The 24,301-nt window shown below is 60.2% G+C and carries 22 protein-coding genes; 8 read left to right on the top strand and 14 right to left on the bottom strand.

Features of this window, described 5'->3' with window-relative positions:
• Positions 1-68 precede the first annotated feature (68 nt).
• Together BLV09_RS34055 and BLV09_RS34050 are read left to right on the top strand one after the other, a co-directional pair.
• On the top strand, positions 69-1,343 hold the full coding sequence (locus tag BLV09_RS34055) for a serine hydrolase domain-containing protein (RefSeq protein WP_167558976.1): 1,275 nt from the start codon (positions 69-71) through the stop codon (positions 1,341-1,343).
• Between the two features lie 139 nt (positions 1,344-1,482).
• Positions 1,483-1,695, top strand: coding sequence for a hypothetical protein (locus tag BLV09_RS34050; protein WP_100386540.1), 213 nt, complete (start codon positions 1,483-1,485; stop codon positions 1,693-1,695).
• A 79-nt stretch (positions 1,696-1,774) separates the two neighbouring features.
• Here the strand turns inward: BLV09_RS34050 and BLV09_RS34045 are convergent, their stop codons facing one another.
• The 4 genes from BLV09_RS34045 to BLV09_RS34030 all read right to left on the bottom strand — a co-directional run bounded on the left by BLV09_RS34045 (position 1,775) and on the right by BLV09_RS34030 (position 5,823).
• Entirely contained in the window at positions 1,775-2,593 is an 819-nt protein-coding gene (locus BLV09_RS34045; protein ID WP_146690544.1) for an aldo/keto reductase, read from the bottom strand.
• 157 nt (positions 2,594-2,750) lie between these two features.
• Positions 2,751-3,158: a hypothetical protein gene (locus tag BLV09_RS34040; protein ID WP_146690543.1), complete on the bottom strand. Its 408-nt coding sequence runs from the start codon at positions 3,156-3,158 to the stop codon at positions 2,751-2,753.
• A gap of 126 nt (positions 3,159-3,284) precedes the next feature.
• The gene (locus BLV09_RS34035) at positions 3,285-4,139 is read right to left on the bottom strand and encodes an SDR family oxidoreductase (RefSeq protein WP_174556581.1); all 855 of its coding nucleotides are present in this window, start codon (positions 4,137-4,139) and stop codon (positions 3,285-3,287) included.
• 145 nt (positions 4,140-4,284) lie between these two features.
• Entirely contained in the window at positions 4,285-5,823 is a 1,539-nt protein-coding gene (locus BLV09_RS34030; protein WP_146690542.1) for a Do family serine endopeptidase, read from the bottom strand.
• A 209-nt stretch (positions 5,824-6,032) separates the two neighbouring features.
• Between BLV09_RS34030 and BLV09_RS34025 the strand changes: the two genes are divergently transcribed.
• The 5 genes from BLV09_RS34025 (at position 6,033) to BLV09_RS34005 (ending at position 12,291) form a co-directional block, all read left to right on the top strand.
• On the top strand, positions 6,033-6,422 hold the full coding sequence (locus BLV09_RS34025; RefSeq protein WP_146690541.1) for a DUF1236 domain-containing protein: 390 nt from the start codon (positions 6,033-6,035) through the stop codon (positions 6,420-6,422).
• A 123-nt stretch (positions 6,423-6,545) separates the two neighbouring features.
• Positions 6,546-6,953 carry an SPW repeat protein gene (locus BLV09_RS34020; protein WP_146690540.1) on the top strand — a complete coding sequence of 136 codons (408 nt, stop codon included), beginning with the start codon at positions 6,546-6,548 and terminating at the stop codon, positions 6,951-6,953.
• A gap of 150 nt (positions 6,954-7,103) precedes the next feature.
• Entirely contained in the window at positions 7,104-9,722 is a 2,619-nt protein-coding gene (locus BLV09_RS34015; protein WP_146690539.1) for an MMPL family transporter, read from the top strand.
• A 155-nt stretch (positions 9,723-9,877) separates the two neighbouring features.
• The gene (locus tag BLV09_RS34010) at positions 9,878-10,810 is read left to right on the top strand and encodes a glycoside hydrolase family 16 protein (protein ID WP_146691424.1); all 933 of its coding nucleotides are present in this window, start codon (positions 9,878-9,880) and stop codon (positions 10,808-10,810) included.
• Between the two features lie 68 nt (positions 10,811-10,878).
• The gene (locus tag BLV09_RS34005) at positions 10,879-12,291 is read left to right on the top strand and encodes a GH1 family beta-glucosidase (RefSeq protein ID WP_167559116.1); all 1,413 of its coding nucleotides are present in this window, start codon (positions 10,879-10,881) and stop codon (positions 12,289-12,291) included.
• 55 nt (positions 12,292-12,346) lie between these two features.
• On the opposite strand, the gene BLV09_RS34000 is transcribed toward BLV09_RS34005, so the two are convergent.
• The 9 genes from BLV09_RS34000 to BLV09_RS33960 form a co-directional block, all read right to left on the bottom strand.
• Positions 12,347-13,780 (bottom strand): chemotaxis protein, encoded by a 1,434-nt coding sequence (locus tag BLV09_RS34000; RefSeq protein ID WP_146690537.1) that lies wholly within the window; start codon positions 13,778-13,780, stop codon positions 12,347-12,349.
• 309 nt (positions 13,781-14,089) lie between these two features.
• Complete coding sequence (locus tag BLV09_RS33995) at positions 14,090-15,184, bottom strand: protein-glutamate methylesterase/protein-glutamine glutaminase (RefSeq protein WP_100386531.1); 1,095 nt, start codon at positions 15,182-15,184, stop codon at positions 14,090-14,092.
• Between the two features lie 16 nt (positions 15,185-15,200).
• On the bottom strand, positions 15,201-16,043 hold the full coding sequence (locus BLV09_RS33990) for a CheR family methyltransferase (protein ID WP_100386530.1): 843 nt from the start codon (positions 16,041-16,043) through the stop codon (positions 15,201-15,203).
• A 17-nt stretch (positions 16,044-16,060) separates the two neighbouring features.
• Positions 16,061-16,549: a chemotaxis protein CheW gene (locus tag BLV09_RS33985; RefSeq protein ID WP_146691423.1), complete on the bottom strand. Its 489-nt coding sequence runs from the start codon at positions 16,547-16,549 to the stop codon at positions 16,061-16,063.
• Positions 16,550-16,615: 66 nt separating this feature from the next.
• Complete coding sequence (locus tag BLV09_RS33980) at positions 16,616-18,802, bottom strand: HAMP domain-containing methyl-accepting chemotaxis protein (protein ID WP_146690536.1); 2,187 nt, start codon at positions 18,800-18,802, stop codon at positions 16,616-16,618.
• A gap of 30 nt (positions 18,803-18,832) precedes the next feature.
• Complete coding sequence (locus tag BLV09_RS33975) at positions 18,833-19,306, bottom strand: chemotaxis protein CheW (RefSeq protein WP_167558975.1); 474 nt, start codon at positions 19,304-19,306, stop codon at positions 18,833-18,835.
• Positions 19,306-21,363 (bottom strand): chemotaxis protein CheA, encoded by a 2,058-nt coding sequence (locus tag BLV09_RS33970; RefSeq protein ID WP_146690535.1) that lies wholly within the window; start codon positions 21,361-21,363, stop codon positions 19,306-19,308. The genes BLV09_RS33975 and BLV09_RS33970 overlap by 1 nt, the downstream gene beginning before the upstream one ends.
• The gene (locus tag BLV09_RS33965) at positions 21,360-21,725 is read right to left on the bottom strand and encodes a response regulator (protein ID WP_100386528.1); all 366 of its coding nucleotides are present in this window, start codon (positions 21,723-21,725) and stop codon (positions 21,360-21,362) included. The genes BLV09_RS33970 and BLV09_RS33965 overlap by 4 nt, the downstream gene beginning before the upstream one ends.
• Positions 21,725-22,045 (bottom strand): STAS domain-containing protein, encoded by a 321-nt coding sequence (locus BLV09_RS33960; protein WP_146690534.1) that lies wholly within the window; start codon positions 22,043-22,045, stop codon positions 21,725-21,727. Before BLV09_RS33960 ends, BLV09_RS33965 begins: the two co-directional genes overlap by 1 nt.
• Before the next feature lie 273 nt (positions 22,046-22,318).
• Between BLV09_RS33960 and BLV09_RS33955 the strand changes: the two genes are divergently transcribed.
• On the top strand, positions 22,319-23,443 hold the full coding sequence (locus tag BLV09_RS33955; protein ID WP_146690533.1) for an HD domain-containing phosphohydrolase: 1,125 nt from the start codon (positions 22,319-22,321) through the stop codon (positions 23,441-23,443).
• 73 nt (positions 23,444-23,516) lie between these two features.
• On the opposite strand, the gene BLV09_RS33950 is transcribed toward BLV09_RS33955, so the two are convergent.
• Entirely contained in the window at positions 23,517-24,191 is a 675-nt protein-coding gene (locus tag BLV09_RS33950) for a TetR/AcrR family transcriptional regulator (RefSeq protein WP_146690532.1), read from the bottom strand.
• Positions 24,192-24,301 lie beyond the last annotated feature (110 nt).

The following is a 24,301-nucleotide window of genomic DNA, read 5'->3' as shown; positions in this document are numbered from 1 at the left end:
CACAGACCTCACTCCAATCCTCCATCTTTGACATCAAAGGGCCCGAAGAGCCCGAACGGGAGATCTCCATGACTGCCATCCGAATCCTCGCAACTGCGCTTTGCCTGATGGCTTCCAGCGCCGCTTTCGCCGAAGACCCCCTGCCCCGCGCCAAGCCTGAAGACGTCGGCATGTCTTCGGAACGGCTGGCGCGGATCGAGACGACGCTGAAAGCCGACATCGAAGCCGGGCGGATTCCCGGCGCGGTCATTGCCATTGCCCGGCACGGCAAACTGGTGATGCTCAATGCCTATGGCTGGCGCGACAAGGCGGCCGGCGTTGCCATGACCACCGACACCATCTTCAACATCGCTTCGATGACCAAACCGATGACGACGGTGGGCGCCCTGATGCTTTACGAACAGGGCAAGATCCTGATCGACGATCCCTTGAGCAAATACTTTCCGAAATTCGCCAATATGCGTGTCGCCGCGCGCGATGCGAATGGCGAGCCGACCGCGGAGACCGTTCCGGCCAATCGCCAGATCACGATCCAGGATCTGATGCGTCACACCTCGGGTATCGTCTATGGCGGCCGCGGCACCACGCTGGTGCACAAGATGTATCCCGCCGGCAGCGGCGATGCCTCGCATGATTATGACGGCGCAGCCTTCCTGGACAAATTGGCGTCGCTGCCGCTGCTCTATCAGCCGGCCACCGTGTGGGACTATGGATTCGGTCTTGATATCACCGGCCTGATCATCGAAAAAATCAGCAAGCAGACGCTCGGGCAATATCTGCAGGCCAATCTGTTCGCGCCGCTCGGGATGACCGACACCGGATTTTCGATTTCGCCGGACAAGGCGGCGCGCTACGCCAAGCCGCTGCCGGCCGATCCCGACACCGGCAAGCCGCAGGCGCGCAGCCCGGAATTGACAGAGCCGTTGAAATTCGAATGCGGTGGCGGCTGCGCGGCCTCGACCGCAACGGATTATCTGCGCTTTGCGACGATGCTGATGAACCACGGACGCGCCGGTGAGGCGCAACTGCTCGGCCGCAAGACCGTCGACTACATGCTGTCCGACCAGCTCGGTCCCAACATCAAGAACCTGATCGGCAACGCCGATCCCACGCGCGCCGATTACGGCTTCGGTCTCGGGCTTGCGGTTCGCATGACGCCGGGTGTGGTCAGGATGATGGGATCGGTCGGACAGTTCTCCTGGCCGGGCGCCAGCGGCACCGATTGGTGGGTCGATCCGAAGGAAGAGCTCGCGGTGGTCTACCTCTCGGCGGCGCCCGGACCGCTGCGCTGGCACTATCGCCAGAAGATCAACGCGCTGGTGTATCAAGCGATCATCGAGTGAAGCGCACTATCGGGCATCGACTTGCTCTCATTGCCCGCATTAGTCGCAAGCTGAACAGCTGTTCAGAATTCTCCTCGGGTTCCGCGGGAACGTCGCATCAAATGTGACGTTACATCCCTGCTCAACCGAGGAGGATAATATGAGAAAGTTTACTTACGTCATTGCCGCACTGGGTGCGATTGCCATTGCGGCGCCGTCGATTGCCAGCGCTGAAACCGTCGTGGTTCGACACGGCGATCATCATCCGTTCGGCGCACGCGCCGAAATGCGCGATCATGGCTGGCATCGTGATCACGGCTGGCATCATCACGACAGGGTCGTGATCGTGAAGCACCGCCATCACGACTACTGAGAGCGACAAAATAAAAAGAGGCACGACACAAAAATGGCCCCGCGAGGGGCCATTTTCTTAAGGTTCAATTTCTTTGGGTTCAATCCCATGCCGGCGCGAAAGCCGGCTTCACGAAGCGCTGGTCTTTCGGCAGCGCCGCGATCGCCTTCCTGTCCTCGTCGTCGAGCTTCACCTTGAGCGCGCCGAGGTTGGCCTGCTGGCTTTCAGCGCGCGACGCCTTCGGAATGGCGGCGACGCCATCCTGATCAAGCAGCCACTTCAGCGCGACTTGTGCTGCGCTGGCATTATGCTTGCGGCCAATCGCGATCAACGCCTCGTTGGTGGCGGCGCGGCCTTGCGCCAGCGGGCAATAAGCCACCAGCGGGATCGATTTCGACGCCAGATATTTACGAACCGGCGTCTGATCGAGCATCACATGATATTCGATCTGGTTGCAGGCGATCGGAGCCTTGATTTCCTCGACCACGGTCTTGAGCAGCGCGATGTTGAAATTGGCGACGCCGATGGCGCGGGTGCGGCCCTCTTCCTTCAATTTCATCAGCGTCTCGAATACCGCCGGCAGATTCATGTTCTTCGACGGCCAATGCACCAGATAAAGATCGACATGATCGAGCTTCAGTTTCTGGAGGCTGGTGTCGAACGCCTTGCGGATCGCATCCGGCGCCAGATTTTCGTGCCACACTTTGGTGGTGACGTGCAGATCCTTGCGCGCGACACCCGAGGCGGCGATCGCCGGGCCGATGGCCTCCTCGTTGGCGTACATTTCGGCCGTGTCGATGTGCCGGTAGCCGAGACCCAGCGCGCTTTCGACCGCCGCGCGGCAGACATCGCCCTGCATGCGAAAGGTGCCGAGCCCGAGCCGTGGCAGGCTGAGGCCCTGGGTTTGCAGATAATCCATGATGACTCCTGAAAGCTGGGGAACGCCGGATGAAACCCGGCGACGCGCACGAACGGCGCTTTAGTGAGGGAATAGAAGACCGTGGGCTTGATAGCCTGACAGGCGGGCCAAGTCCAAATCAAGACCGCGTTGACGGCTCAGTTCGCGGTCGATTGCTTCATTGGCGCTGCCAGTCGCAGATGCCGCCGGTTTTGCATGGCCAGACCTGAATACGCGTGTCGAACGCCTCGGCGTCGAGCGGATTGCTGTGGCGCCGCACCAGCTTCGTTCGCGCCGATCCGCGCGGTTTCTCGGGGCGTAGATGCGCCGTTCTGGTTTTGGAAACGGTGACATGCGAAGCGACCTTCGGCCGTGCCGGCGCCTGCGCGATCGAGTTGCTGGAATTGGCCTCAACGCGGACCGGCGCGAATTGCGTTTCGGGCCCGAGCCGCTTTGGCGAAAGCACCGCTTTGGAGAGATCAAGCCCGAGGAATTCGCCGGGCCGATATTCATCGGCGATCGATTGACCGCTCCACGCCAGCAGCGCCGCGCCGATCAAGGCGCCCAAAACATTTTTCGCGACCATCTGCGGCTATCCTGAATACTCGAAACCCCGATACCCGTATTTAGGTAGTAAAACGCGCAATTCCAGCCGAAGTTGCCGCCAAGGTTACCCGCGTCTTCCCGGCAAGGCTCGGATGATCGGCAGCCCCTAGCCGCCGGTGGCAAAACCCGGATAGAGCGTCATTCCGCCGTCGACAAAGAGCGTTGTGCCGACGACATAGTCGGAATGATCCGATGCGAGCCAGACCGCGGCGCGTGCAATATCCTCGGGCTCGCCGATCCGCCCATAGGGAACCAGCGTCATGAGGGAATCATAGGCTTCCTTGGTCTGCCAGGCTGCGGTGTTGATCGGCGTTCTGATCGCGCCGGGGGCAATGGCATTGACGCGGATACGCTTCGGCGCCAGTTCCTGCGCCATGCTCTCCATCAATAGTTTGATGCCGCCCTTGGAAGAGGCGTAGTTCACATGGCCTCCCCACGGGATCTCCTGATGCACCGAGCTCATGCAGATGATCTTGCCGGCCGCGCTCGATACCGATGGCACGACGCCGCGGCGCAGGAATTCGCGCACCGCCGCGCGCGCGCACAGAAATTGTCCCGTCAGGTTGACGTTCAGAACCTTGTTCCACTGCGCCAGGGTCATCTCGTGAAACGCCGAGTCCCGCTGCAGGCCGGCGTTGCTGACGAGAATGTCGACCGTGCCGAATTCCTGCATCATTCGCGCAAACATCGCGGCGACCTGATCTTCCGACGACACGTCGGCCTTGTGCGCATAGGCCCTGGTGCCGGACTTCTTGATTTCCTCGACCACAGCGGTAGCCGCTGCGTCATCATCGACATAGTTGATGACGACATCGGCGCCGGCCTGTCCCAACGCGATCGCCACCGCCTTGCCGATCCCGGAATTGGCGCCGGTCACCAGCGCCCTCTGGCCGGTGAGCAGCTTGTGCATCGTGACCGGCGGCGCGGTCGTTTCAATTGCCGAAGTGGTCGTTGAATTCATTGGGGAGCCTCCGATTTCGAGAGGATTGCCGCCGGAAGCCGGCGCCGGCTTTGAGCGAAGGTGCAAGGAAAGCTGGTCGAGAATACAGGAAGGCCGGGCTTTAGGCCCGGCCTTCCAAGCTGCATCAATAAAAGTTCATTCCGATTTATCCCTCCTTGGTGAGAGGAACCGCGACGAATCTGGTCGCGTCGGATGTCTTCACGCGCATCAGGACGCTGTGCTTGCCGCCTTCCTTGGCTGCGTTCAGCGCCGCCCGCACGTCGGACACGCTGGAGACCGTCTTGCCGCCGACATTGAGGATGACGTCACCGGTCTGGAAGCCGTGCTCTGCCGCAGGACCGTTCGGATCGACAGCGGTTACCACGACGCCCTTGTCACCGGAGCCTTCAACCTCGCCCGCGGGCGCAAGCTGCAGGCCGAGACGCGGCGTGCCAGCCGTTTCCTTCGACTGCTCTCCGCCGGCGTTGGCCTGATGGTCGTTCGGCATTTCGCCGAGCGCCACCGTCACCGTCTTGGCGTCGCCCTTATGCAGGACATCGAGCTTCACGGAAGTGCCCGGCGCCATCATGCTGATGTTACGGGCGAGATCGCGTGCATCCTTGACGTCGGCGCCATTGACCGCGGTGATGACATCGCCGGCTTCGATTCCGGCCTTGGCCGCCGGACTGCCGTCCTGCGGATTATCGACCATCGCACCCTTTGCCTGCTTCATGCCGAGGCTGTCAGCGATGTCGGCGGTGACCGGCTGTACCTGCACGCCGAGCCAGCCGCGCGTGATGTAGCCCTTGTCCTTGAGCTGGGCGACGACGAGCTTCGCAGTAGCGGCGGGAATGTCGAAGCCGATGCCGACCGAGCCCCCGGATGGCGAGAAGATCGCCGTGTTCACACCGATGACATTGCCGTTCATGTCGAACGCCGGACCGCCGGAATTGCCCTTGTTGATGGGCGCGTCGATCTGGACATAGTCGTCATACGGGCCTGCGCCGATATCGCGGCCGCGCGCGGAAACGATTCCAGCCGTGACCGTGCCACCGAGACCAAAGGGATTGCCGACGGCGACCACCCAGTCACCAACGCGCGGCAGCGCGTCCGCGAACTTCACGTAGGTGAAGTCTTTCTTGCCGTCGACCTTGATCAGTGCGAGATCGGTCTTCTTGTCGGTGCCGATGACCTTGGCCGTGTAGACGGTGCCGTCATCCGTCGTGACCTGGACGGATTGGGCGTGATCGACCACGTGATTGTTGGTCACGGCGTAGCCATCCGGCGAGATGAAAAAGCCCGAGCCTTCACCTGTTATTACCTGATGCCGCTGCGGCATGCCGTTCGGAATGCGGAAACCAAATTGCTTCGAAAACTGGTCGAGCTGGGAATCGGACTCATCCGAATTCATCCCTTCCTTCTGGACACTCGCTCCATTTTCGGTGTCGCCGTCGATCTTGACGCGCACCGAGATGACAGCGGGTTTGACCTTTGCAACGAGATCGGCGAAGCCCGGCGTGTTCTGCGTGGTTTCGGCCGCGTGTGCGGATGAAGTCCATGCCGGAAGATTGAACGGCAGATAGCCGCCCGGACCAGCGGCAAGAACGGCCAGGCTGAGACCGGCAGCCGAGGCCAGCAGCGCCAGCCGCCGGGGCTTGAGAACTTTTCGTGGTGTGAGGTGCGGGGTGTTCGTTTGATCGTTCATGATGGCGTCTCCAATGTTGAGCAGGGCGAGTCCCTGGCCCCAACATGGCGAAGTCACATTACGTGGTCCTGTTCGGCTGATTAATCTTTCGCAAGAACTGTGCGACGAACCACCGCACGCTTTGGTATGAAAGCATATGAACGATCTTTAACGGAACATTTTTTCTTCCCGTACTTTTAGCGTAGGGGCGGCTCATCAAGAGAACCGCCATGAAGTTTCAACTCATCACCATCGCCACGGCTGCCGCGCTTGCATCTACAATCGGCACGGCGTCGGCCGCCGAGCATCATGCCATGTCGAAAAATTCGCAGGCCATGCAATCGATGCCGAAGGACAGCCTTTCCCTGACGCGCGTGCAGCAGCGGACAGCCTGGAGAGACATCAGCAAACAGGCCAACAGCCAGCCTGCGCCGTCGAACTTCTCGGCCGCGGTCGGCGCCACCGTCCCCAGTGACATCACGATCCAATCGGTGCCCACCAAAGTCGCTTCGCGGGTGTCAGCCTTGAAGCCTTACGATTACGCATTGCTTCCCGACCAGCTGCTGATCGTCAATCCCACCGACAAGAAGGTGGTCGACGTCATCAAGCATCGCGCCTGATGGCCCACGCTGGCCGCCCCGGCGGGATCGAAACATGTCCCGCCTGAGGTCAGAAAGGAAAAGCACGGCTTCCGCAGATCCGCAAAATGCCAAAACACAAACCCAGATCCGGGGGATACATCCATGAAACTGCGCGGTATTTCCGCGCTCGATTGCTACACGATGGCCTTCGGGCTTTTCCTTTTCATATCGCCCTGGCTGTTCGCCTATGTCAGCGAAAGGGCACGCGTGGATATCTGGACCTCGGGCGCTGCGATTGCGGCGATCTCAATCGCGGCGATCGTGGCATTCGCGAATTGGGAGGAATGGCTCAATCTCCTCCTCGGCGTGTGGTTGATCGCATCGCCCTGGGTGCTGGGATTTGCACACACAAGAGCGATGCATGTCAGCATTTTGATCGGTGCAATGGTCGCGTTCTTCGCTGCTCTGGAACTATGGCTGGTGCGTTATGAGCCCGACTATGGCCGGCAGCGGCCTGAAAGCGGCGAATTGCCAGGACAGGGCATCAATACCCCAATTCACCGTCATTGAACCCACGATTATTGAACCCGCAGCCCTACCTCGGAACCCGGCGTCATCTGCGGCAAATTTGTCGCAAAATTTTGCTTTGGGAACCGAACGATCTCGCCCTGCGGGAGTTGGGATGGGCCGCAAAAACGCGCTGAAGAGCCCCGACCCGCCATGATGAACTCGGCGATCGTAAGAATTGTTGATCTCTGCGCTCGCTACCGGTGGACGGTCATCATTGCCGGCACACTGCTGATGGTCGGTACTGCCGCCTTTGCCGTCACACGATTTTCCATCAATACCGACGTCGAGAGCCTGATTGCAAATCTGCCCTGGCACGAACGTCAGGTGCAACTGACCAAGGCATTTCCCCAAAAGGCCATTTCGGCCGTGGTCAAAGCTCCGACCGCCGAGAATGCCGAACTCGCGACCAACGCGCTGGCGCAGGCACTCGCGAAGAACACAAAGCTTTTTCCTCTTGTCGGACAGCCCGAAAGCGGAGACTTTTTTGAACGCAACGGGCTGTTGTTTGCCTCGCCATCCGAAGTCAAGCAAAGCATGGAGGGTTTGGTCAACGCCCGGCCGGTGCTCTCGCAGCTCGCCGGCGATCCAAGCCTGCGCGGCGTCATGAAAGCAATTTCGTTTGCCGCCCAAGGCGTGCAGGCGGGCAAGATCAAGCTCGACCAATTGGCTGGCCCTCTTTCGCTCGCGCAGCGAACACTGAGCGACGTGCTGTCGGGAAAGCCGGCCTCATTCTCTTGGAAGGAGCTTCTGCAGGGACATCCCTTGCCGGCCAATCAGTTGCGGCACTTCATTGAAGTTCAGCCCACACTCGATTTTACGGCGCTGCAGCCCGGTCGTGAGGCCACGGAAGCCATTCACCGGGCGGCCGCCGATCTGAACCTGCAAAACAAACTCGGTGCCAGCGTCGAGCTGACCGGCCAGGTCCCGATGAACGACGACCAGTTCTCGGTCATCCGGCACAGCGCGGTGCGTGACACGCTGACCGCGCTGCTTGGCGTGCTGATCATTCTGTGGCTCGCGCTGCGCTCCTGGAAAATCATTGCCGCGGTGTTCTTTAGCCTCATGGTCGGCCTCGCCGCGACGGCAGCGCTCGGGCTGGCCATGGTCGGCTCATTCAATCTGATCTCGATTGCGTTCTTTGTGCTGTTTGTCGGCCTCGGCGTCGATTTCGGCATTCAATTCAGTGTGCGCTACCGTTCCGAACGGCATGATCACCCTGACTTGCGCCAAGCGCTGCGCAGCGCGGCCCGCAAGGCGGGCAATCCTCTCGCGCTGGCTGCTGGGGCTACCGCCGTCGGATTCTTCGCGTTTCTGCCCACCAGCTATCGCGGCCTTTCCGAACTGGGACTGATCGCGGGCTGCGGCATGCTGATCGCCTTCGCCTGCAGCATCACGCTGGTGCCGGCGATGCTGACCGTGCTCAATCCGCCGGGCGAGACCGACGCGGTCGGTTTCAAGGGCCTCGCGCCGCTGGACGATCTTCTGCAGCGGCACCGCATCGCTGTGATCGCCGGCACCGTCCTCGTGGTTCTGGCCGGCGCGCCGCTGCTGATGCACCTGCCGTTCGACTTCAATCCGGTCAATTTGCAGAGCCCGACTTCGGCGTCTGTCGTGACGTATCGCCAGCTACAAAAAGATCCGGAAACCACTGGCAATGATGCCGAGGTATTGGCCCCTTCGATCGAACAGGCCGATGCCATCGCCAAACGCCTCGCCGAACTTCCCGAGGTCTCCCGCACATTGACGCTCAGCAGTTTTATCCCGAGCGATCAGGATCAGAAAATCGCAACGTTGAAGGCAGCGTCCCGAAGCCTCGGCACCGCCCTCAATCCAGCGAAGCAGCAGCCGGCCCCGAGCGACCAGGAGACTATCGCCGCGATCCAGGGCGCGGCCGATGCTCTTTCCAGGATTACCGGCAATCAAAAAGGCGCAGGCGCGGACGCCGCACGCGAGGTTTCCGGCTCACTCAAGCGTCTTGCCAGTGCGGATGCGGTGGTCCGCGGAAGAGCGGAGGCGGCGATCGTGCCACCGCTGACCTTCGATCTCGATCAGCTGCGCAAGAGCCTTGCGCCCGAAGCGATCACCCTCAAGACGCTGCCGCCCAATCTGGTCCGCGACTGGCTGTTGCCCGACGGCAGCGCCCGCGTTCAAGCCTTGCCGAAGGGCGATCCCAACGACACCAATGTGCTCAGAACATTTGCGACCGCGGTTCTTCGCGCTGAACCGACGGCGACGGGCGCCGCCATCAGCTATTATGAGTCCGGAAGAGCGGTTACGACGGCCTTTATCGAAGCCGGCATCCTGGCGCTGATCGCGATCGCGATATTGCTGTTCATCGCGCTGCGGCGTGTGACGGACGTGCTGCTGACGCTGATTCCGCTCCTTCTGGCCGGTGCGGTGACGCTCGAGATTTGCGTGCTCGACGGACTCGCGCTCAATTTCGCCAACATCATCGCGCTGCCGCTGCTGCTCGGCGTCGGCGTCGCTTTCAAGGTCTACTACATCATGGCGTGGCGGGCCGGAAAGACCGGCCTGTTGCAATCGACGCTAACGCGCGCGGTTGTGTTCAGCGCCATGACCAACGCGATTGCGTTCGGCAGCATGTGGTCGTCGAGCTATCCCGGTATGTCCAGCATGGGCGAAATGATGGCGCTGGCACTGTTGTGCACCATGGCCGCCGCCGTGTTGTTCCAGCCGGTCCTGATGGGACGTCCGCGGCAGGTCGTGACCACCCCGGAGCCCTACCCTCTGCGCGAGGCAGCGGAATAGGGATTTGGGGTTGGCGCGGTGCAAACCTCAGCGCTGTTTTGTGCTGGATGCTCTACCACTCTTACCGGATGAAATGATAGAAGGTCATCGGCTCCATGTGAACCGGGGATCGACAATTGGCCTCGAGACTTTTGATCCTTCTCGGCTTTTTCGGAATGCTTGCGCCTGCTTTTGCGCAAGTTGACCTTGCGGCAGCGCCGACGCGGCTCGCTTTGCAGGTCAAGAGCGACCCTCCCGGCCAACAATGCCGCCGCATCGAAGGGGAGTTTCCGCTCGTTGCGGTATCCCTGCATGAAACCTTCCACGATGATTTCAACGACCATCCATTGTTGAGTGGCAGGTGGACGCCCCATTATGCCGGCGGCGCCGCCTGGCCGGAAGCGCGCTACTGGGGAGGAGACGGCTCCGACTTCAAGCGTAAGACCAGCTACAACGGCGAACAGCAGATCTATGTGGATCCGCGCTATGCCGGACGGGGAACAACCCCGCTGGGGCTTGATCCATTCAGGGTTCGTGATGGCGTTCTCTCGATAATCGCCAGCCGCACGCCGCCTGAACTGAAGCCGGTGTTGTTCAACAACGACTATGTGTCCGGCATCCTCACCACCCAGGATTCATTTGCGCAAAAACATGGATATTTCGAGATTCGTGCGAAGATACCCGTGGGCGACGGGGTTTGGCCGGCCTTCTGGCTGCTTGCCAATGATGGCGGCTGGCCACCTGAACTCGACGTGGTGGAAGGACGTGGCGAGGAGCCCGGTTCGTTGGTGATGACGACACATTGGCGACACCCGGACACCCAGCGCATCGAGTCCTGTCCGCAGGATTTCATGTTGCCGGATGCTTCGCGCAATTTCCATAACTATGGCGCGCTGTGGGAGCGGGATCGCATCACCTATTTTATCGACCGCAAGCCGGTGGCCGATATCAAGGTCCCCGTCGGTTTTGACGATCCGATGTACATGATCGTGAACTTAGCCATGGGCGCGAAGTACTTCAAAGGCGTCGGATTCGTCGACGCCGAGACTCCAAATTCGGTCGCGTTCGAAATCGACAGAGTATCTGTCTATCAAATTGATGCCTATTAGGAGCCACCGTGTTCAGGCAATTCTCTCGGCGGCATTTTGCAAAGCTTGCCGGCCTTTCCGCGCTCGGGATGGCGGCTGGCCCTGCGAAGTCGGAAGACGGCAACGCCAAACCGGCGGCTGACCCGCACGCCCCTGCCAACTTCCCCAATGGCTTTCTGTGGGGGACGGCCACATCAGCCTATCAGATCGAAGGCGCCGTCAGTGAAGACGGTCGAGGTCCCTCGATCTGGGATACGTTCAGCCACACGCCGGGCAAGATCGCGGATCACAGCAACGCCGACCGCGCCAACGATCATTATCACCGCTACAAGGAAGACGTTCGGCTGATCAAGGACCTCGGCGTCAAAGCCTATCGGTTTTCGATCGCGTGGCCGCGGGTGTTTCCGAACGGGACGGGCGCGCCGAATCCTAAAGGCCTCGACTTCTATGACCGCCTGCTGGACGAACTTCTGGCAAATGGCATCGAGCCGTTCGCAACGCTCTATCACTGGGACCTGCCGCAGTCGCTTCAGGACCGTTTCGGCGGATGGCAGTCCAGCGACACCTCCAAGGCGTTCGCAGATTACGCAGGCTATGTGGCCGGGCGTTTAAGCGATCGCGTCAAGTCCTTCTTCACGGTCAACGAAGTCGGACGATTCGTGAACTTCGGTTATGGCTACGGCATTGATGCGCCGGGCCTCAAGCTGCCGGAGGCGGTCCTGAACCAGGTGCATCACAACGTTGCCCTGGGCCACGGCCTCGCGGTGCAGGCGATCCGCGCCAAGGGGCGCGCTGGCACCAAAGTCGGCCCCGCTGAAAACATCGCGGCCTGCTTGCCTGCGATCGATACGCCCGAGAACGTTCGCGCCGCCGAGATCGCGACGCGTGAATTAAACGCGAGCTTCCTGAACGTGATCCTGGAAGGCAAATACACCGACGAGTTTCTGGCCTATACTGGCAAGGACGCTCCAAAATATACCGCCGAAGAGTTGAAGATCATCGCCTCCCCGGTCGATTTCGTCGGCCTGAATATCTACGCGCCGCAATTTTACGTGGTCGCGAATGATCGCGCGCCGGGTTTCAAGGTTTTGCCTTTTCCCGACTCGTTTCCACATATGAAATCCGAGTGGCTGCGGATCGGGCCGGAGACCGCCTATTGGGTACCGCGGATTGCCGCCAAGATCTGGAACATCGATACGATCTACATCAGCGAGAACGGCACCTCCGGAACCGACAAGCCGGCCGCTGACGGCAAGGTCTACGACCTCGACCGCATCATGTATCTGCGCAATTACCTGACGCAGTTGCAGCGCGCGACGTCCGAAGGCGTGCCGGTTCGCGGATATTTCCTGTGGAGCCTGATGGATAATTTCGAGTGGATCTTCGGCTTCGAACAGCGCTTCGGCCTGTATCGCGTCGACTTCGACACGCTGGCACGTTCACCGAAGCTCAGCGTGTCATTCTACCGCGACGTCATCGCGAAGAACGCGATCAGCGCTTGAACAAGGACGGCGCGCGATTGATCGCGCATCGCTTGTCGATGGCGGCTTGTAGCCCTCAAAAAAACAGGACGTCGTCAGCAGCCGTTTCCGTGGCCGGCTTGTCCGGGATGGCGTCGGCCTTGATACCCGCATCATTGAGAAACCGGCGGTGAATTTCCCGCTCGGTCGCCATCGTGTACCGATTTGCCAAATCCTCCAGCAGAGGCTTGGCCTTTTCGCCCGCCGCGGCAGGCATCGTGTCAAATGTCTTGCTGTCCGCCCGCAATGAGGAGATATGATCCGGCAGAACCGCCAGAGCATCCGCGAGAGATTTCAGCGTGTCCTGCGCGCTCGCAATCACGTCCTCGAATTCGGCGCCTTCTTTGATGAGCCGCGTCATCGTGCCATTTACGCGTTCGTTACCCATTTCTATGTCCTGAATCGCCGCGAGGACGGAGTTCTCCAGTCCGGCGAGTTGTGACGATTCAGCATCGACGCGAAGCGACCTCAGATCATTGGCCGAAACCTCGATTTCGTCGAGCACGGGCCGCAACATCCCTGCGCCCCCGGAAATATGATCGGCGGTCGTCTTCAGCTCATTGGCGATCACCACAAAAGAACTGCCCTTGGCGCCGAGATGCCCGGCCCGCAGCCCCGCGTTCATGCCGATCAGAATGATATCCGTGACCGTATGCGACAGTTCGGAAGCCGCCCGCCGGAATTTTCCGAGGGTGTCTTCCACCACCGACAAGGCCCGGTCGACGGATATTCTGGCATTCTCGCAAGACCGTATCAGCTCGGAAGCATGATTGAGCGACTGCTTGATCTCGGACAGGAATGAGGAGGTGGTGTTGTTCTGATTTCCGTACAGAGACTTTCCCTGGCTGACGATACCGGCGACGTCAGAACCGAGCGAGGATAAAGTGTGCGCTATCTGGCGGATGTCCGTATCAAATTGGCGGACTGCATCATCAAGCTGCTCGGCCTCCAGCCCTGCGATGAAACGCGAGATCAGTGCCGCGTCTTCTGCATCGTCCGGCACGATGCCGGTCGCGTAGCCGCTCGCAACATGCAGGCCATGACAAACGTGCTCAAGGCGCTGGCGAATGCTGTCGCCCGCCTGCAGCGAGACGATGGAGATTCCGACCGCCTGCGCGATCCGTCCCGCACTTGCACCCGTCGTCTCCGTCAAACGCACGCCATTCGATTGTTGCTGCTGGATACGGCCGTGGGATGCGATCAGTTCCGAGCTGACGGAGATCAACTGCTCGCGGTAACGCGTCTGGAATTCGCGGTGTTTGTCCAGGGCGGTCTTGATGGCATCGGCAAGCTGAACCTGATCGCGTGTGCAGCTTTCGACGGAATCCTGCGCGGCTTTCGCCAGTTGAAACGCCTCCTGGGTAAAATCCAGAAAGCTGCCCCGGTTGCTGTCGAGGGATGCGGCCTCGATCCGGGCGCTGCGCGAGATGATCGAAATCATCTGGATGTGCTTGAGCAGGGCGCGCAGCAAAGCTGACGTCTCTGATGCCTTCCGCCCGATTCCGTCGAGCGACGCGCTCTCGCTCGGAAGCACTTCGGCCAGCTCAGTCAGTTTCCGGGCAATGTTTTGAAATGCGGCCGCCGTGCCTTCGATGTTCGTTCCCGACAACTCGCCGGACAGCCGGGTAAGCCCATCATTGAGTTCCTGAAAGATTTCGTGGCCGCGGCCGAGCCTGCCTCCTACTTCGGCAAACGTTCCCTCAATCTGCGAGTTAACGTGCTCTACGGAAGCAACAACTCCGCTCACGCCGACGTCCGGAAGCAATGATGACATGTTCCCTCAATCAACCGCGACCGGTTGGCTGGAATTATGCCAAAGCATGATTTCCTTCGGAATTTGCGCCAGCGAGACCACCTTCTGCGCGGCGCCACAGGCGATCGCCTCCTTCGGCATGCCGAAAACCACGCAGCTTTCCTCGTCCTGCGCCCGTGTCGTCGCGCCGAGCTTGCGCATCTCCAGCAGCCCTTTCGCGCCGTCATCACCCATGCCGGTCATGATGATTCCAAGCGCGTTTGAGCCGGCATATTGGGCCGCGGAACGGAACAGGACATCGGCCGAGGGACGATGCCGCGACACCGGCGGCCCATCCTTGATGGCGATGTGATAACGGCGGCCGGTTCTTTGCAGCAGCATGTGCCGGCTGCCGGGGGCAATATAGGCATAGCCGGGAAGCACGGGCTCGCCGTCCTCGGCTTCCTTGACGTTGATCTCGCAGATGCCGTTCAGCCGCCTTGCAAACGCAGCGGTAAATCCCTGCGGCATGTGTTGCACAATCAGGATTCCCGGGCAGTTGCGCGGCAATACCTCCAGAACGTCGCAAAGCGCCTCGGTACCGCCCGTCGATACGCCGATGCAGACAATGCGCTCTGTTGTGACCGTCGATCGCCCCTGGACCGGAGGCGGAATGATCGCGTCGGCGGTCAGCTTGGCCTCCACGACCGTCCGGCGTTCGCTCCGGGTGCGAACGCGCGCGCGGGCAGCCGACTTCACCGCATCGCGCAGCCGTGTCGAGGATTCCAACAGCGCTTGACGGGTGTCGACACGAGGCTTGGGAACGATGTCGACAGCACCGGCTTCAAAGGCCTCGAACATCAGGTCCGATCCCTGATCGGTCATCGACGAGCAAATGATCACCGGTATGGGGTGCTGAGCCATGATCTTGCGGAGGAAGGTCAACCCGTCCATCCGCGGCATTTCAATATCCAGGATGATGACGTCCGGGAGTTCGTCCTGCAATCGCTTCGCCGCTACGAACGGATCGGACGCGGAGGCCATGACGTCGATGCCTGGATCGTCACCGAGTATCGAGGCGAGGATCTGACGCACCGAGGCGGAGTCATCCACGATCAGGACACGGACGGTTTTCTTGAGCATCTGACCTGTTCCGATTCTAAACTCTGAAAACCGTGGGCTGTATCTGTTTCAAGCGCGACGAACCGGCATGGACCATCGATTCGGAATGGCCAACCATGAGATAGCCTCCGGGCCGAAGGTGTTCGCACAGCCGATCGACGACCTTGCGCTGATTGTGCTTCTCGAAATAGATCAGGACATTTCTGCAAAAGATGATGTCGACGTCCCGATCGACCGGATAGGCTTTATCCATCAAATTCATCCGCATGAAATGCGTCAGTCGTCGCAATTCCGGGACAACGCGCATCTCGCCGCGGGATTTGTCCTTTGAATGAAGAAAATAGCGCTTCGCCAGCGTCTCAGGCACAGGTGCGGTCACTTCCCGCGGATAAATGCCGGCCTTGGCGAGGCGCAATACGCCGGCGGAAATATCGGTTCCCAGAATCCGAAACTGGAATCGGCTACCGTTCTTGACCATGTCGTCAAGCACCATTGCGGCGCTGTAGGCTTCCATGCCGGTCGAGCACGCCGCGCTCCAGATCTTGAGACCGGCCGGGCCGCGCTGTCGCGCCGCGAGCAGTGTCGGCACCGCAGTATCTTTCATGAATGCGAAATGAGATGGTTCACGAAAGAAGTCGGTCTTGTTGGTCGTGACGCAATCGATCAGGTGAACGAGCTCGGAATCGAAGCTGCCGCCCTCGATCAGGGCTTCGACATATTCGTTCGGGCCAGGATAATTGAGAGCCCGGATGCGCTTTTGAAGCCGGCCTTCAAGCATCAATTGCTTTCCGGGCGGCAGCTTGATGCCCACCTCTCCCTCGATCAGTTCGGCGATCGAACGAAAGTGGCGATCCGACAAATGTGCGACGGCTTGCAGCATTCCAAAACCCGTTGAACTCAGGCCGCAGCCGACGTACCCGGGCTCGTTCCCTGATACTGCGACATCTCGGCAGCCGCCATCAGCTTCTCGAGATCGAAAATGATGACGAATTTGTCGCCCTTCCGGCCAATGCCAGCCAGGTAATCGGACTTCCATCGCCCCCCGACCGACGGCGGTGGCTCGATCTTGCTTTCATCGATGTCGGTTACCTCGAACACACAATCGGCAACGAAGCCGACACCCACCAGGCGGTCATTCATCGGAATGTCGAGAATGATGATCCTGGTTGCTTCCGTGGCAGCGACGCTGGGCAAATTGAGCTTGGTCCGCAGATCGACGATCGGATAGCCACTGCCCCGCACGTCAATCATGCCGAGAAGAAAGTCCGGCGCGTGCGGCAACCTTGAAATGGGCCGCATATCGAGGATTTCCCGAACATTTCGAATCGAAATGCCGAACGTTTCGTTGGCGAGGCCAAGCGTCAGGTATTGCGCCGTTTCGGCCATGGTACGGTCCACTTCACTCATCCGGTCGAGGTAATCGCCCGGCACCATCAGGTGCCGGGCGTTGTTTCAACGTTGAAACTCGACATCCTTTTCGTCCCCGCCATCATCCATGGCAAAGGCGAAGCCGCCGCCTCCCGCGGCCTTGACGGCTCGCGCGGGCTTGGCCGAGGCCTTGGAGCGTTCGGCGGCCGCCATCGAGGCCGCCTTGCCGCGCAACTGACTGACGGCCTGGTCGACCGGTGACGCCGCCCGCCGGGAAGTTTGCGAGCCCGTATCGATCTTGAAATAAGCGATCGTTGACTGAAGCTGCTCGGCCTGGGACGCGAGTTCCTCCGAGGTCGACGATACCTGCTCAGAGGCGCTGGCGTTCTGCTGACCGACCTTGTCCAGTTGCTGGATCGCCTGGTTGATCTGGGAAGATCCGACGTCCTGTTCACGACAGGCCGAGGTGATCTCTTCAACGAGTTCGGCGGTCTTCTTGATATCCGGCACCAGCTTGGCAAGCATCGCCCCCGCCTCCTGAGCGACCTTGACGGTATCGGTCGACAACGTTCCGATCTCGGCTGCGGCTGCCTGGCTACGCTCGGCCAGCTTGCGTACTTCGGAAGCGACCACGGCAAAGCCCTTGCCGTGCTCGCCGGCGCGAGCCGCTTCGACCGCCGCGTTGAGCGCTAGAAGGTCGGTTTGACGAGCGATCTCCTGCACGATCGTGATTTTCGCGGCGATGGTCTGCATCGCTTCGACCGCGCGGCCGACAGCGCTGCCGCTGGCTTCCGCGTCCTTGGCCGACTGCGCGGCGATCTTCTCGGTCTGATTGGCGTTTTCGGCGTTCTGTTTCACGTTGGCGGCCATCTCCTCCATCGAGGATGAGGCTTCCTCCGCCGAAGAGGCCTGCTCGGTGGCGCCCTGTGAAAGCTGCTCCGCGCTGGCGGACAGTTCCTGGCTGCCGGCAGAGACGTTCTGCGCGGCCATCAACGCTTCCGATACGATGGTGCGGAGTTTTTCCACCATGCGCTCGAGCGCCATGCCCAGCGTATCCTTGTCCGAGAGCCGCTTGGCGTCGATCAGGAGATTGCCGCTGGCGATCTCATCCGCCATCTTTGCGGTCGCGTTGAGATTCACGGTCATCGCGTTCAGCGATTTCACGAGATCGCCGACTTCGTCGTTGCTGGAGACATCGATCTTGTGGCTGAGGTCGCCGATCGCCACCGCATCGGCCAGCCCGACAGCCCGACTGAGGCCACGGCTGATATTCAGGGCGATCCACGTCGCCGAGGCGACCGCGATCAACAGCGAACTGATGATGATGCTGATCAGCAGGGTTTTCGCGAAAGACGCCTCCTTGGATCCCTCTTCCGCGACATCGGCCATCTGCTTTTCGTTCAGCTTGACGTACTGCTCGAGCGCATCAAGGCTTTCATTGAACGTCTTGCGACCATCGCCGCTTGAAATCGCGGCCGCTTTGATGTTGCCCGCCTCGAGCGCCAGATTAGCTGATTTCTCGGCAGCCTTGGTGATACGGTCGAGTTGTGCGCTGATGGTGCTGGACGACGATCCGAGCACCGCCTGCCCCGCGATCTGCGCAATTTCCGACTTGAGGTCTTTAAGCTGCTCCAGCGCTTCCTTGGTATCGGAGTCCACCTCCTGGGCATTCGAACTCGTATAAGCCGAGATGATCGCGCGCGACAGACGCGAGACGCCAAGTCTTGCCGACAGCAACGCCGTTACATTGCGCTGGCTTTCGGAAGCGTTCTTGTTCAATTCGGCGACTGCCGAATCGAGCACCGAGTCGAGCTCTTTTGCGGCAGGTTGTCCCTGGTCTTTCCAGGTATCGGCCGCCTTGTTGTTGGAATTGAGCAGGGCGAGCTTGCTGGCCTGGTCCTCAAGCTCGTTCATCTGCTTGATCGGCCCTGCCGCCTGGTCGAGCGCCCGCTTCCCGATATCACTGGCCACACCATAAAGGTCATCGCGCAGCTTGAGAACCTTGTTGCGGCGCGCAAGCATCGTGTTGTAGTTGTCCTCGGTGTCTTTATCGGATTTCGCCGAAATCATTCGGCTCTCGGCGCGTTCCTGACCCTGTATGCCGTCCATGATGTCAGTGGCCATCTTCATGCGGCCGGCCTGGGCAACGATACGCTGCTGCGCCTCATCGAGAGAGTTCAGCTTGGTGTAGGCGACTGCGCCCGTGATCATCGATAGAACGATGACGGCGCCGAAGGCGCTGGCCAGTTTTGCTTTGACAGTAAATCTCATTTTCAGCCCCTTGATCATTCCCGATCGACTTCAATTCAGAATGCGTTCCATGTTGGGAACGACGACAAACTCTTCACGCCACTTGGTGATAAAGCTGATGAACTCCGGCCTCCAATGCATGCCGACGCGCGGCGTCTGCTGAACATTGGACCGCGATATCTCCGTCACTTCATAGACTTTGTCGGCGATCACTCCGACCAGAACTGGATCGCCGCCAACCTTGATCTCGATCACGACGATACGCGTGTCCTCGGAATTGACCGCGATCTCCATGCCAAAGCGGATGCGCAAATCCGCCAGCGGAATAACGTTGCCGCGAACGTTGATGACACTCGGCAAGAATTCGCGCGCGCCGGCCACGCGCGTCGCCGGCACCGGATCGATAATTTCCCTTACCTGTCCGGCGTCCAGCGCGAACATCTCGTCACCAAGACCGACCATGACGACCTGCATCGCGTTTTCGTCATGCCCTGCCGTCGCGTCATTTCCGATCTGGGAAGTCATCACGCCGCCTTGCTTTGCTTTTCAGACTGGGATTGCGCAAGAACGACCAGTTGCGCGACGTCGAGAATGAGCGCGACGCTGCCGTCGCCGAGTATGGCCGCCCCGGAAAACATCGTGACTTCGGAGTGGAGCTTGGAGAGCGATTTGATCACCGTCTGATGATTGCCGATGATCTGGTCGGCGACCAGGCCGACCCGCGTGTCGCCTGTCGATATGATGATTGTCTTCTGGTGACGGCCAGGGGCGCCCGGAGCAGCGAGCAATTCGCGCAACCTCAGGAACGGCACCAGTTCGCCGCGGATATTGAGGAAATTGCGTCCGCGCGAGCGCTCGTCCGCGGCTGTCAATTCAACGCATTCCTCGACCGCCGACAGAGGAATGATATAGCAGCCGTCCTCGACGCGGATCAGCAGACCTTCGATGATTGCGAGCGTCAGGGGAAGTCGTAACGTGACGCTCGTTCCACGGCCCGGCGTCGTTGTGAGATCGATCGTGCCGCGCATGGTCTCGATCGTGCGCTTGACCACGTCCATTCCAACGCCACGGCCGGACAGAGCGGAGACGGTCTGCGCGGTCGAAAAGCCGGGATGAAAAAGGAATTGATGAATTTCCTGGTCCGACAGCGCAGCTCCCGGCGCGATCAAGCCCTGGTCTTCCGCTTTAGCGCGGATGCGCGCGGTGTTCAGGCCGCCGCCATTGTCGGTTACCCTGACGAGGACCTGCGCGCCCGAATGGATCGCCGTCAACTCGATTCGGCCCTGCTCGGTCTTGCCCGCGGCGGCGCGGCTCGCCGTATCCTCGATGCCGTGATCGATCGCATTGCGGATAAGATGCACCAGCGGATCTGCCAGGCACTCGATCATGGTCTTGTCGAGTTCGGTGTCCTCACCCGAGGTGATCAAGTCGACCGGCTTGTTCAATTCGCGCGACAGATCATGAACCAGCCGCCGGAAGCGCGCGAACAGTGACCCGATCGGCACCATTCTCGCGCCCATGGTGGTGTCACGCAGACTACCGGCCAGTCGCTCGATTTCTTCGGCAATCACCTTGATCGAGAGATCATTGCCCGCCGCCGCCAGTTGACTCAGCCGGGCTTGAGCGATGACGAGTTCACCGACGCGGTCCATCAGTTCGTCAAGACGCTCCGCGGGAACGCGGACGGTGGCGACATTGCGATCGTCGGCCCTCCGCCGCTCGTCGGGCTTTCTTTCGGCGGGACCGATCGGCTCCTCGATCTCTTTCACTGCTGCAGGACGAGCGGGTTCGGAGATGATCGGAGCGCTGATGGCGGCGACGACGGGAACTTCCGGTTCGCTGGAAGCGATCTCCGGCGATTGTGCCGCGCCGGCGTCGTGGTCGAAGGACTCGATCCTGAGCTCCATTTCGTCCTGGACAAACATGAAGACGTCCTCGATGACGCTCTTGTCGCAGGCGCTATGCAGCGTCACGTCCCATTTCAGAAAGCAATATTCGGGATCGAGATCTTCCAGCAACGGCACATCATCGACCAAGGCGACGACAAAGCAGCTGCCGAGCTTGCGCAGGTCGTCGAGGAAATCGAGCGGGTTCGATCCGTTGCGAAGGACATGGCTTGCAAACGCCAAATGGAGTTGCCAACCGCCGCGCGGCACGTCCGGCGTATATTCCGGCTCGGCAGCGGCCTCGACAATTTTGACCGGACTGTCGGATCCGACGAACTGCCGGAGATCATCCAGGATCGCATCGCCGATGATGCCATCGGTGGAATCGGGCGTTTCGATCAGCGCCCGAATATAATCCTTTGCCGACAGCGCCACCGAAATCAGATCTTCGGTCGGCTTGATTTCTCCCTTGCGGACGAGGTCGAATGCTGTTTCGAACTCGTGCGTAAAGGACGCAACCCTGTCAAAGCCGAACATCGCGCCCGAGCCCTTGATGGTGTGCAGGGCGCGAAACGCGGAATCGATCAGGTCCCGATCGTCAGGACGGCTGATGAGATCCAGCAACGCCACTTCAAGGGCTTCAAGCAGTTCGCCGGCTTCCTGCCGAAAAACTTCCGCCGGATCCAGCGTGGTCATGAACGCACCAGTTTACCGACAACCGCAAGAAGCTGCGCCGGTTGAAAAGGTTTGGTGATCCACCCGGTCGCACCGGCCGCCTTGGCCTGCTGCTTGACGGCGTCGTTTGATTCGGTCGTGAGGAAAACGATTGGAAGGCCGGTCAATGTCGGCACGGCTCGCAGGGCCTTGATGAGTTCGAGGCCATTCATCACCGGCATGTTCAGGTCGGTGATCACGAGGTCCATTTTGGTGGACTTCGCCTTTTCCAATCCCTGCGCGCCGTCACCGGCCTCAAACACGGTGTGTCCAGCGGGGCCCAGCACGACCTTGATCATCTGGCGTATGCTGGGGGAGTCGTCCACGGTGAGGATATTGGCCATTATTTGCGATCGTTCTTCTGGAGAAACTGCGCGTCGGTCGCAACGTCGCCAGAGAACCCGGCGCGCTGGAATGTATGGCTCAGTGCGCGCGAGACGGCGGTCAGGGCCACGGAGCGGCCCTCGAGCTTGGCGGTCTTCGCTGTGGAAAGAAGGAGCTGGATCGAGGTGACGTCGGCTTTGTTGACGTCTGAACAGTCGATCTCCAGTCCGCTTTGTCGACCGAAGGCCTCGCGGATGAGGTCATAGACGCTGCGCACGGCGGAAATACTGCAATCAGCCGGGAGGCGAAGCCGCCAGCGAGAATCGTCGGAATCTTGCATTTGCCGGAACTACCTTGGCGGAGAGAAGCTCGCGACTCATAGGCGAGCTTGTTGCCGGGATGGACGAGCCGGTAGTATTTTCCTCCGTGGTTACCGGATGCTTAATTTAGGCCCGACACCGTGTTCTTACGGGGGTCCGCTTCTCGACAGCCGCTTTCGCATCTCATCGACGGGTTGCAACCAATGCGGCCTTGCCGCTTAGACATAAATTAAGCCGCGATAGCTAGTGAATGGGACAACCATTCCCAAGGACTCTGCTGGCAAGGCCGTCAGATGATCGCGCAAGCTTTACTCGTCGACGACAGCCGCTCGGTGCTTGGCCTGCTCAAGCACCTCATCGAAGCCAACGGAACGGTTCAAGCCACCGCCTGCCTCGATCCGCTCGAAGCTTTGGCGATCGCGCGCGAGAAAGAATTCGATATTGTCCTCGTCGACTACGAGATGCCTAAACTAGACGGCATCTCCTTCATCCGCGAACTTCGGTCGTTTCCGGCCTATGCCGACGTCCCGGTCGTGATGGTGACTTCCATTGCCGACGAGGACGTCCGAATCCAGGCGCTGGAAGCCGGCGCAACGGATTTTCTGCCAAAGCGCCCGCAAGCGACGGAATTGTCGGTCCGGCTGCGGAATCTGATCAAGCTCGGCATATCGGTCAGAAAGCTGAACAACCAGACCGTAACTCTGGCGCATGAAGTCGCCATTGCGACCGAAACACTGCACCAGCGCGAGGAAGAGATCGTCCTGCGGCTTGCTCTTGCCGTTGAATATCGTGACAGCGATACGGGCGAGCATACGCTGCGTGTCGCGAGATACAGCCGGCTGATTGCCGAGGAGCTCGGGCTGAGTGCACGACTTTGTCGTGAGATATATCTTGCCTCTCCACTTCACGACGTCGGTAAAGTTGCGATCCCGGATGGCATTCTGTTAAAGCCCGGCCGGCTCACTGACGATGAAATGGCAACCATCCGGACTCACACCACCGTCGGCGAACGAATCCTGGCCGACAGCAGCTGCGAATTGATCAAGCTCGCGGCCACGATCGCAGCCGCTCACCACGAACGTTGGGACGGTAGCGGATACCCGAACGGCCTCAAGCAACTGCAAATTCCGATCGCGGCGCGCATTGTCGCGGTCGCCGATGTCTTTGATGCTCTCACGACCAAGCGACCGTACAAGGAAGCAATGTCCGTCGAAGTCGCACGCGAATATCTGGTGGCAAAAAGAGGCATCGAATTCGACCCGGCTTGTATCGATGCGTTCTTGTCGCGCTGGAACGAGGTCATCGAAATCTGCGTGCCGAAACTGCAAACGGCGCCTTCGCTGGCTCCCGTGACAGCTTCCATGGCGCAAGACCCACACCGGCCGATCGTGCAGTCCGGCGGCTCCAAGACTAGCTAGGGCACCGTTTCACATTAAGAGGCCGGGCGAAAGCGCTGCACTCACCCGCAAAATCTCTTGCCGGGTTGCGCCGCTAGCCAGCGTCATCGCCTCGTCCGTCGACGCGACATCCGCGCAGGAACAAGGATGCGCAGGTTCGAACCCGCTGTTCGATCTCGGAGTGAGTGGGCAGCGGCAGGCCGCCGAACATGGCAGCCCGCCGCGGCGCTGAGGCAACCATGCCAAGGAGGATGCCGGCAGCTTCGTCGGCATCGTCGAGCTTGACTAGCCCGCGCTTCATCTGAACCCGCAGCCAGTCCGCCAACGCCGCGCTGATGCGCGCAATGCCGTTCTTGTAGAACGTCGCGGCGAGATCGGAGAATTGACCGGTCTCTTGCAACACGATGCGCTGAAGCGCCACCACCTCCTTATCGAGCGTAAGGTCGGCGCAGGCCATCAGCGTCGCGTTCAGCGCGTCATCGATATCGGCGTGATCGGCGGCATGCAGATTGAAGTCGGAAAGAAAACGATCGAGCCGGTCGGACACCATACCCTCGAACAAAGCCGCCTTGTTCGGAATCAGGCGATACAACGTCTTGGTTGAAACGCCGGCGCGCCGAGCCACCATTTCGGTGCTGGTCGCGGCATAACCGCTGGCCGAGAATTCGTGCCGCGCGGCCTCATAGATGATTTGACGCGTCTCATCATCGGGGCGGAGTTGCGGGCGCCCCCGGCAGCGACGATCGGTGGAAGATTTTGCTTTAGCCATGTCTTTGCATGATGCCTGTCATTCCATTGACAGTTCCGATATTGGGTCTATTTTGGAAATTGTCAAGTTTCCTAATTACTCCACCGGCAAAGGGCCACAGGAGCCAGCGC

The sequence above is a fragment of the Bradyrhizobium canariense genome (assembly GCF_900105125.1).
GTDB lineage: Bacteria > Pseudomonadota > Alphaproteobacteria > Rhizobiales > Xanthobacteraceae > Bradyrhizobium > Bradyrhizobium canariense_A.
The sequence above is the reverse complement of the archived record's forward strand: the minus strand, read 5'-3'. Positions and strand labels throughout refer to the sequence as shown.

Coding starts and splice junctions, on each gene's coding strand:
- BLV09_RS33995 (WP_100386531.1), bottom strand. CDS start 15,184: ATGCTCAAGAAAACCGTCCGTGTCCTGATCGTGGATGACTCCGCCTCG.
- BLV09_RS34025 (WP_146690541.1), top strand. CDS start 6,033: ATGAAGTTTCAACTCATCACCATCGCCACGGCTGCCGCGCTTGCATCT.
- BLV09_RS33985 (WP_146691423.1), bottom strand. CDS start 16,549: ATGGCCGAAACGGCGCAATACCTGACGCTTGGCCTCGCCAACGAAACG.
- BLV09_RS33975 (WP_167558975.1), bottom strand. CDS start 19,306: ATGACTTCCCAGATCGGAAATGACGCGACGGCAGGGCATGACGAAAAC.
- BLV09_RS34035 (WP_174556581.1), bottom strand. CDS start 4,139: ATGAATTCAACGACCACTTCGGCAATTGAAACGACCGCGCCGCCGGTC.
- BLV09_RS34050 (WP_100386540.1), top strand. CDS start 1,483: ATGAGAAAGTTTACTTACGTCATTGCCGCACTGGGTGCGATTGCCATT.
- BLV09_RS33965 (WP_100386528.1), bottom strand. CDS start 21,725: ATGGCCAATATCCTCACCGTGGACGACTCCCCCAGCATACGCCAGATG.
- BLV09_RS34030 (WP_146690542.1), bottom strand. CDS start 5,823: ATGAACGATCAAACGAACACCCCGCACCTCACACCACGAAAAGTTCTC.
- BLV09_RS34010 (WP_146691424.1), top strand. CDS start 9,878: ATGCTTGCGCCTGCTTTTGCGCAAGTTGACCTTGCGGCAGCGCCGACG.
- BLV09_RS33970 (WP_146690535.1), bottom strand. CDS start 21,363: ATGACCACGCTGGATCCGGCGGAAGTTTTTCGGCAGGAAGCCGGCGAA.
- BLV09_RS33960 (WP_146690534.1), bottom strand. CDS start 22,045: ATGCAAGATTCCGACGATTCTCGCTGGCGGCTTCGCCTCCCGGCTGAT.
- BLV09_RS33950 (WP_146690532.1), bottom strand. CDS start 24,191: ATGGCTAAAGCAAAATCTTCCACCGATCGTCGCTGCCGGGGGCGCCCG.
- BLV09_RS34015 (WP_146690539.1), top strand. CDS start 7,104: ATGATGAACTCGGCGATCGTAAGAATTGTTGATCTCTGCGCTCGCTAC.
- BLV09_RS33980 (WP_146690536.1), bottom strand. CDS start 18,802: ATGAGATTTACTGTCAAAGCAAAACTGGCCAGCGCCTTCGGCGCCGTC.
- BLV09_RS34020 (WP_146690540.1), top strand. CDS start 6,546: ATGAAACTGCGCGGTATTTCCGCGCTCGATTGCTACACGATGGCCTTC.
- BLV09_RS34040 (WP_146690543.1), bottom strand. CDS start 3,158: ATGGTCGCGAAAAATGTTTTGGGCGCCTTGATCGGCGCGGCGCTGCTG.
- BLV09_RS33955 (WP_146690533.1), top strand. CDS start 22,319: ATGATCGCGCAAGCTTTACTCGTCGACGACAGCCGCTCGGTGCTTGGC.
- BLV09_RS34005 (WP_167559116.1), top strand. CDS start 10,879: ATGGCGGCTGGCCCTGCGAAGTCGGAAGACGGCAACGCCAAACCGGCG.
- BLV09_RS34045 (WP_146690544.1), bottom strand. CDS start 2,593: ATGGATTATCTGCAAACCCAGGGCCTCAGCCTGCCACGGCTCGGGCTC.
- BLV09_RS34055 (WP_167558976.1), top strand. CDS start 69: ATGACTGCCATCCGAATCCTCGCAACTGCGCTTTGCCTGATGGCTTCC.
- BLV09_RS33990 (WP_100386530.1), bottom strand. CDS start 16,043: ATGCTGCAAGCCGTCGCACATTTGTCGGATCGCCACTTTCGTTCGATC.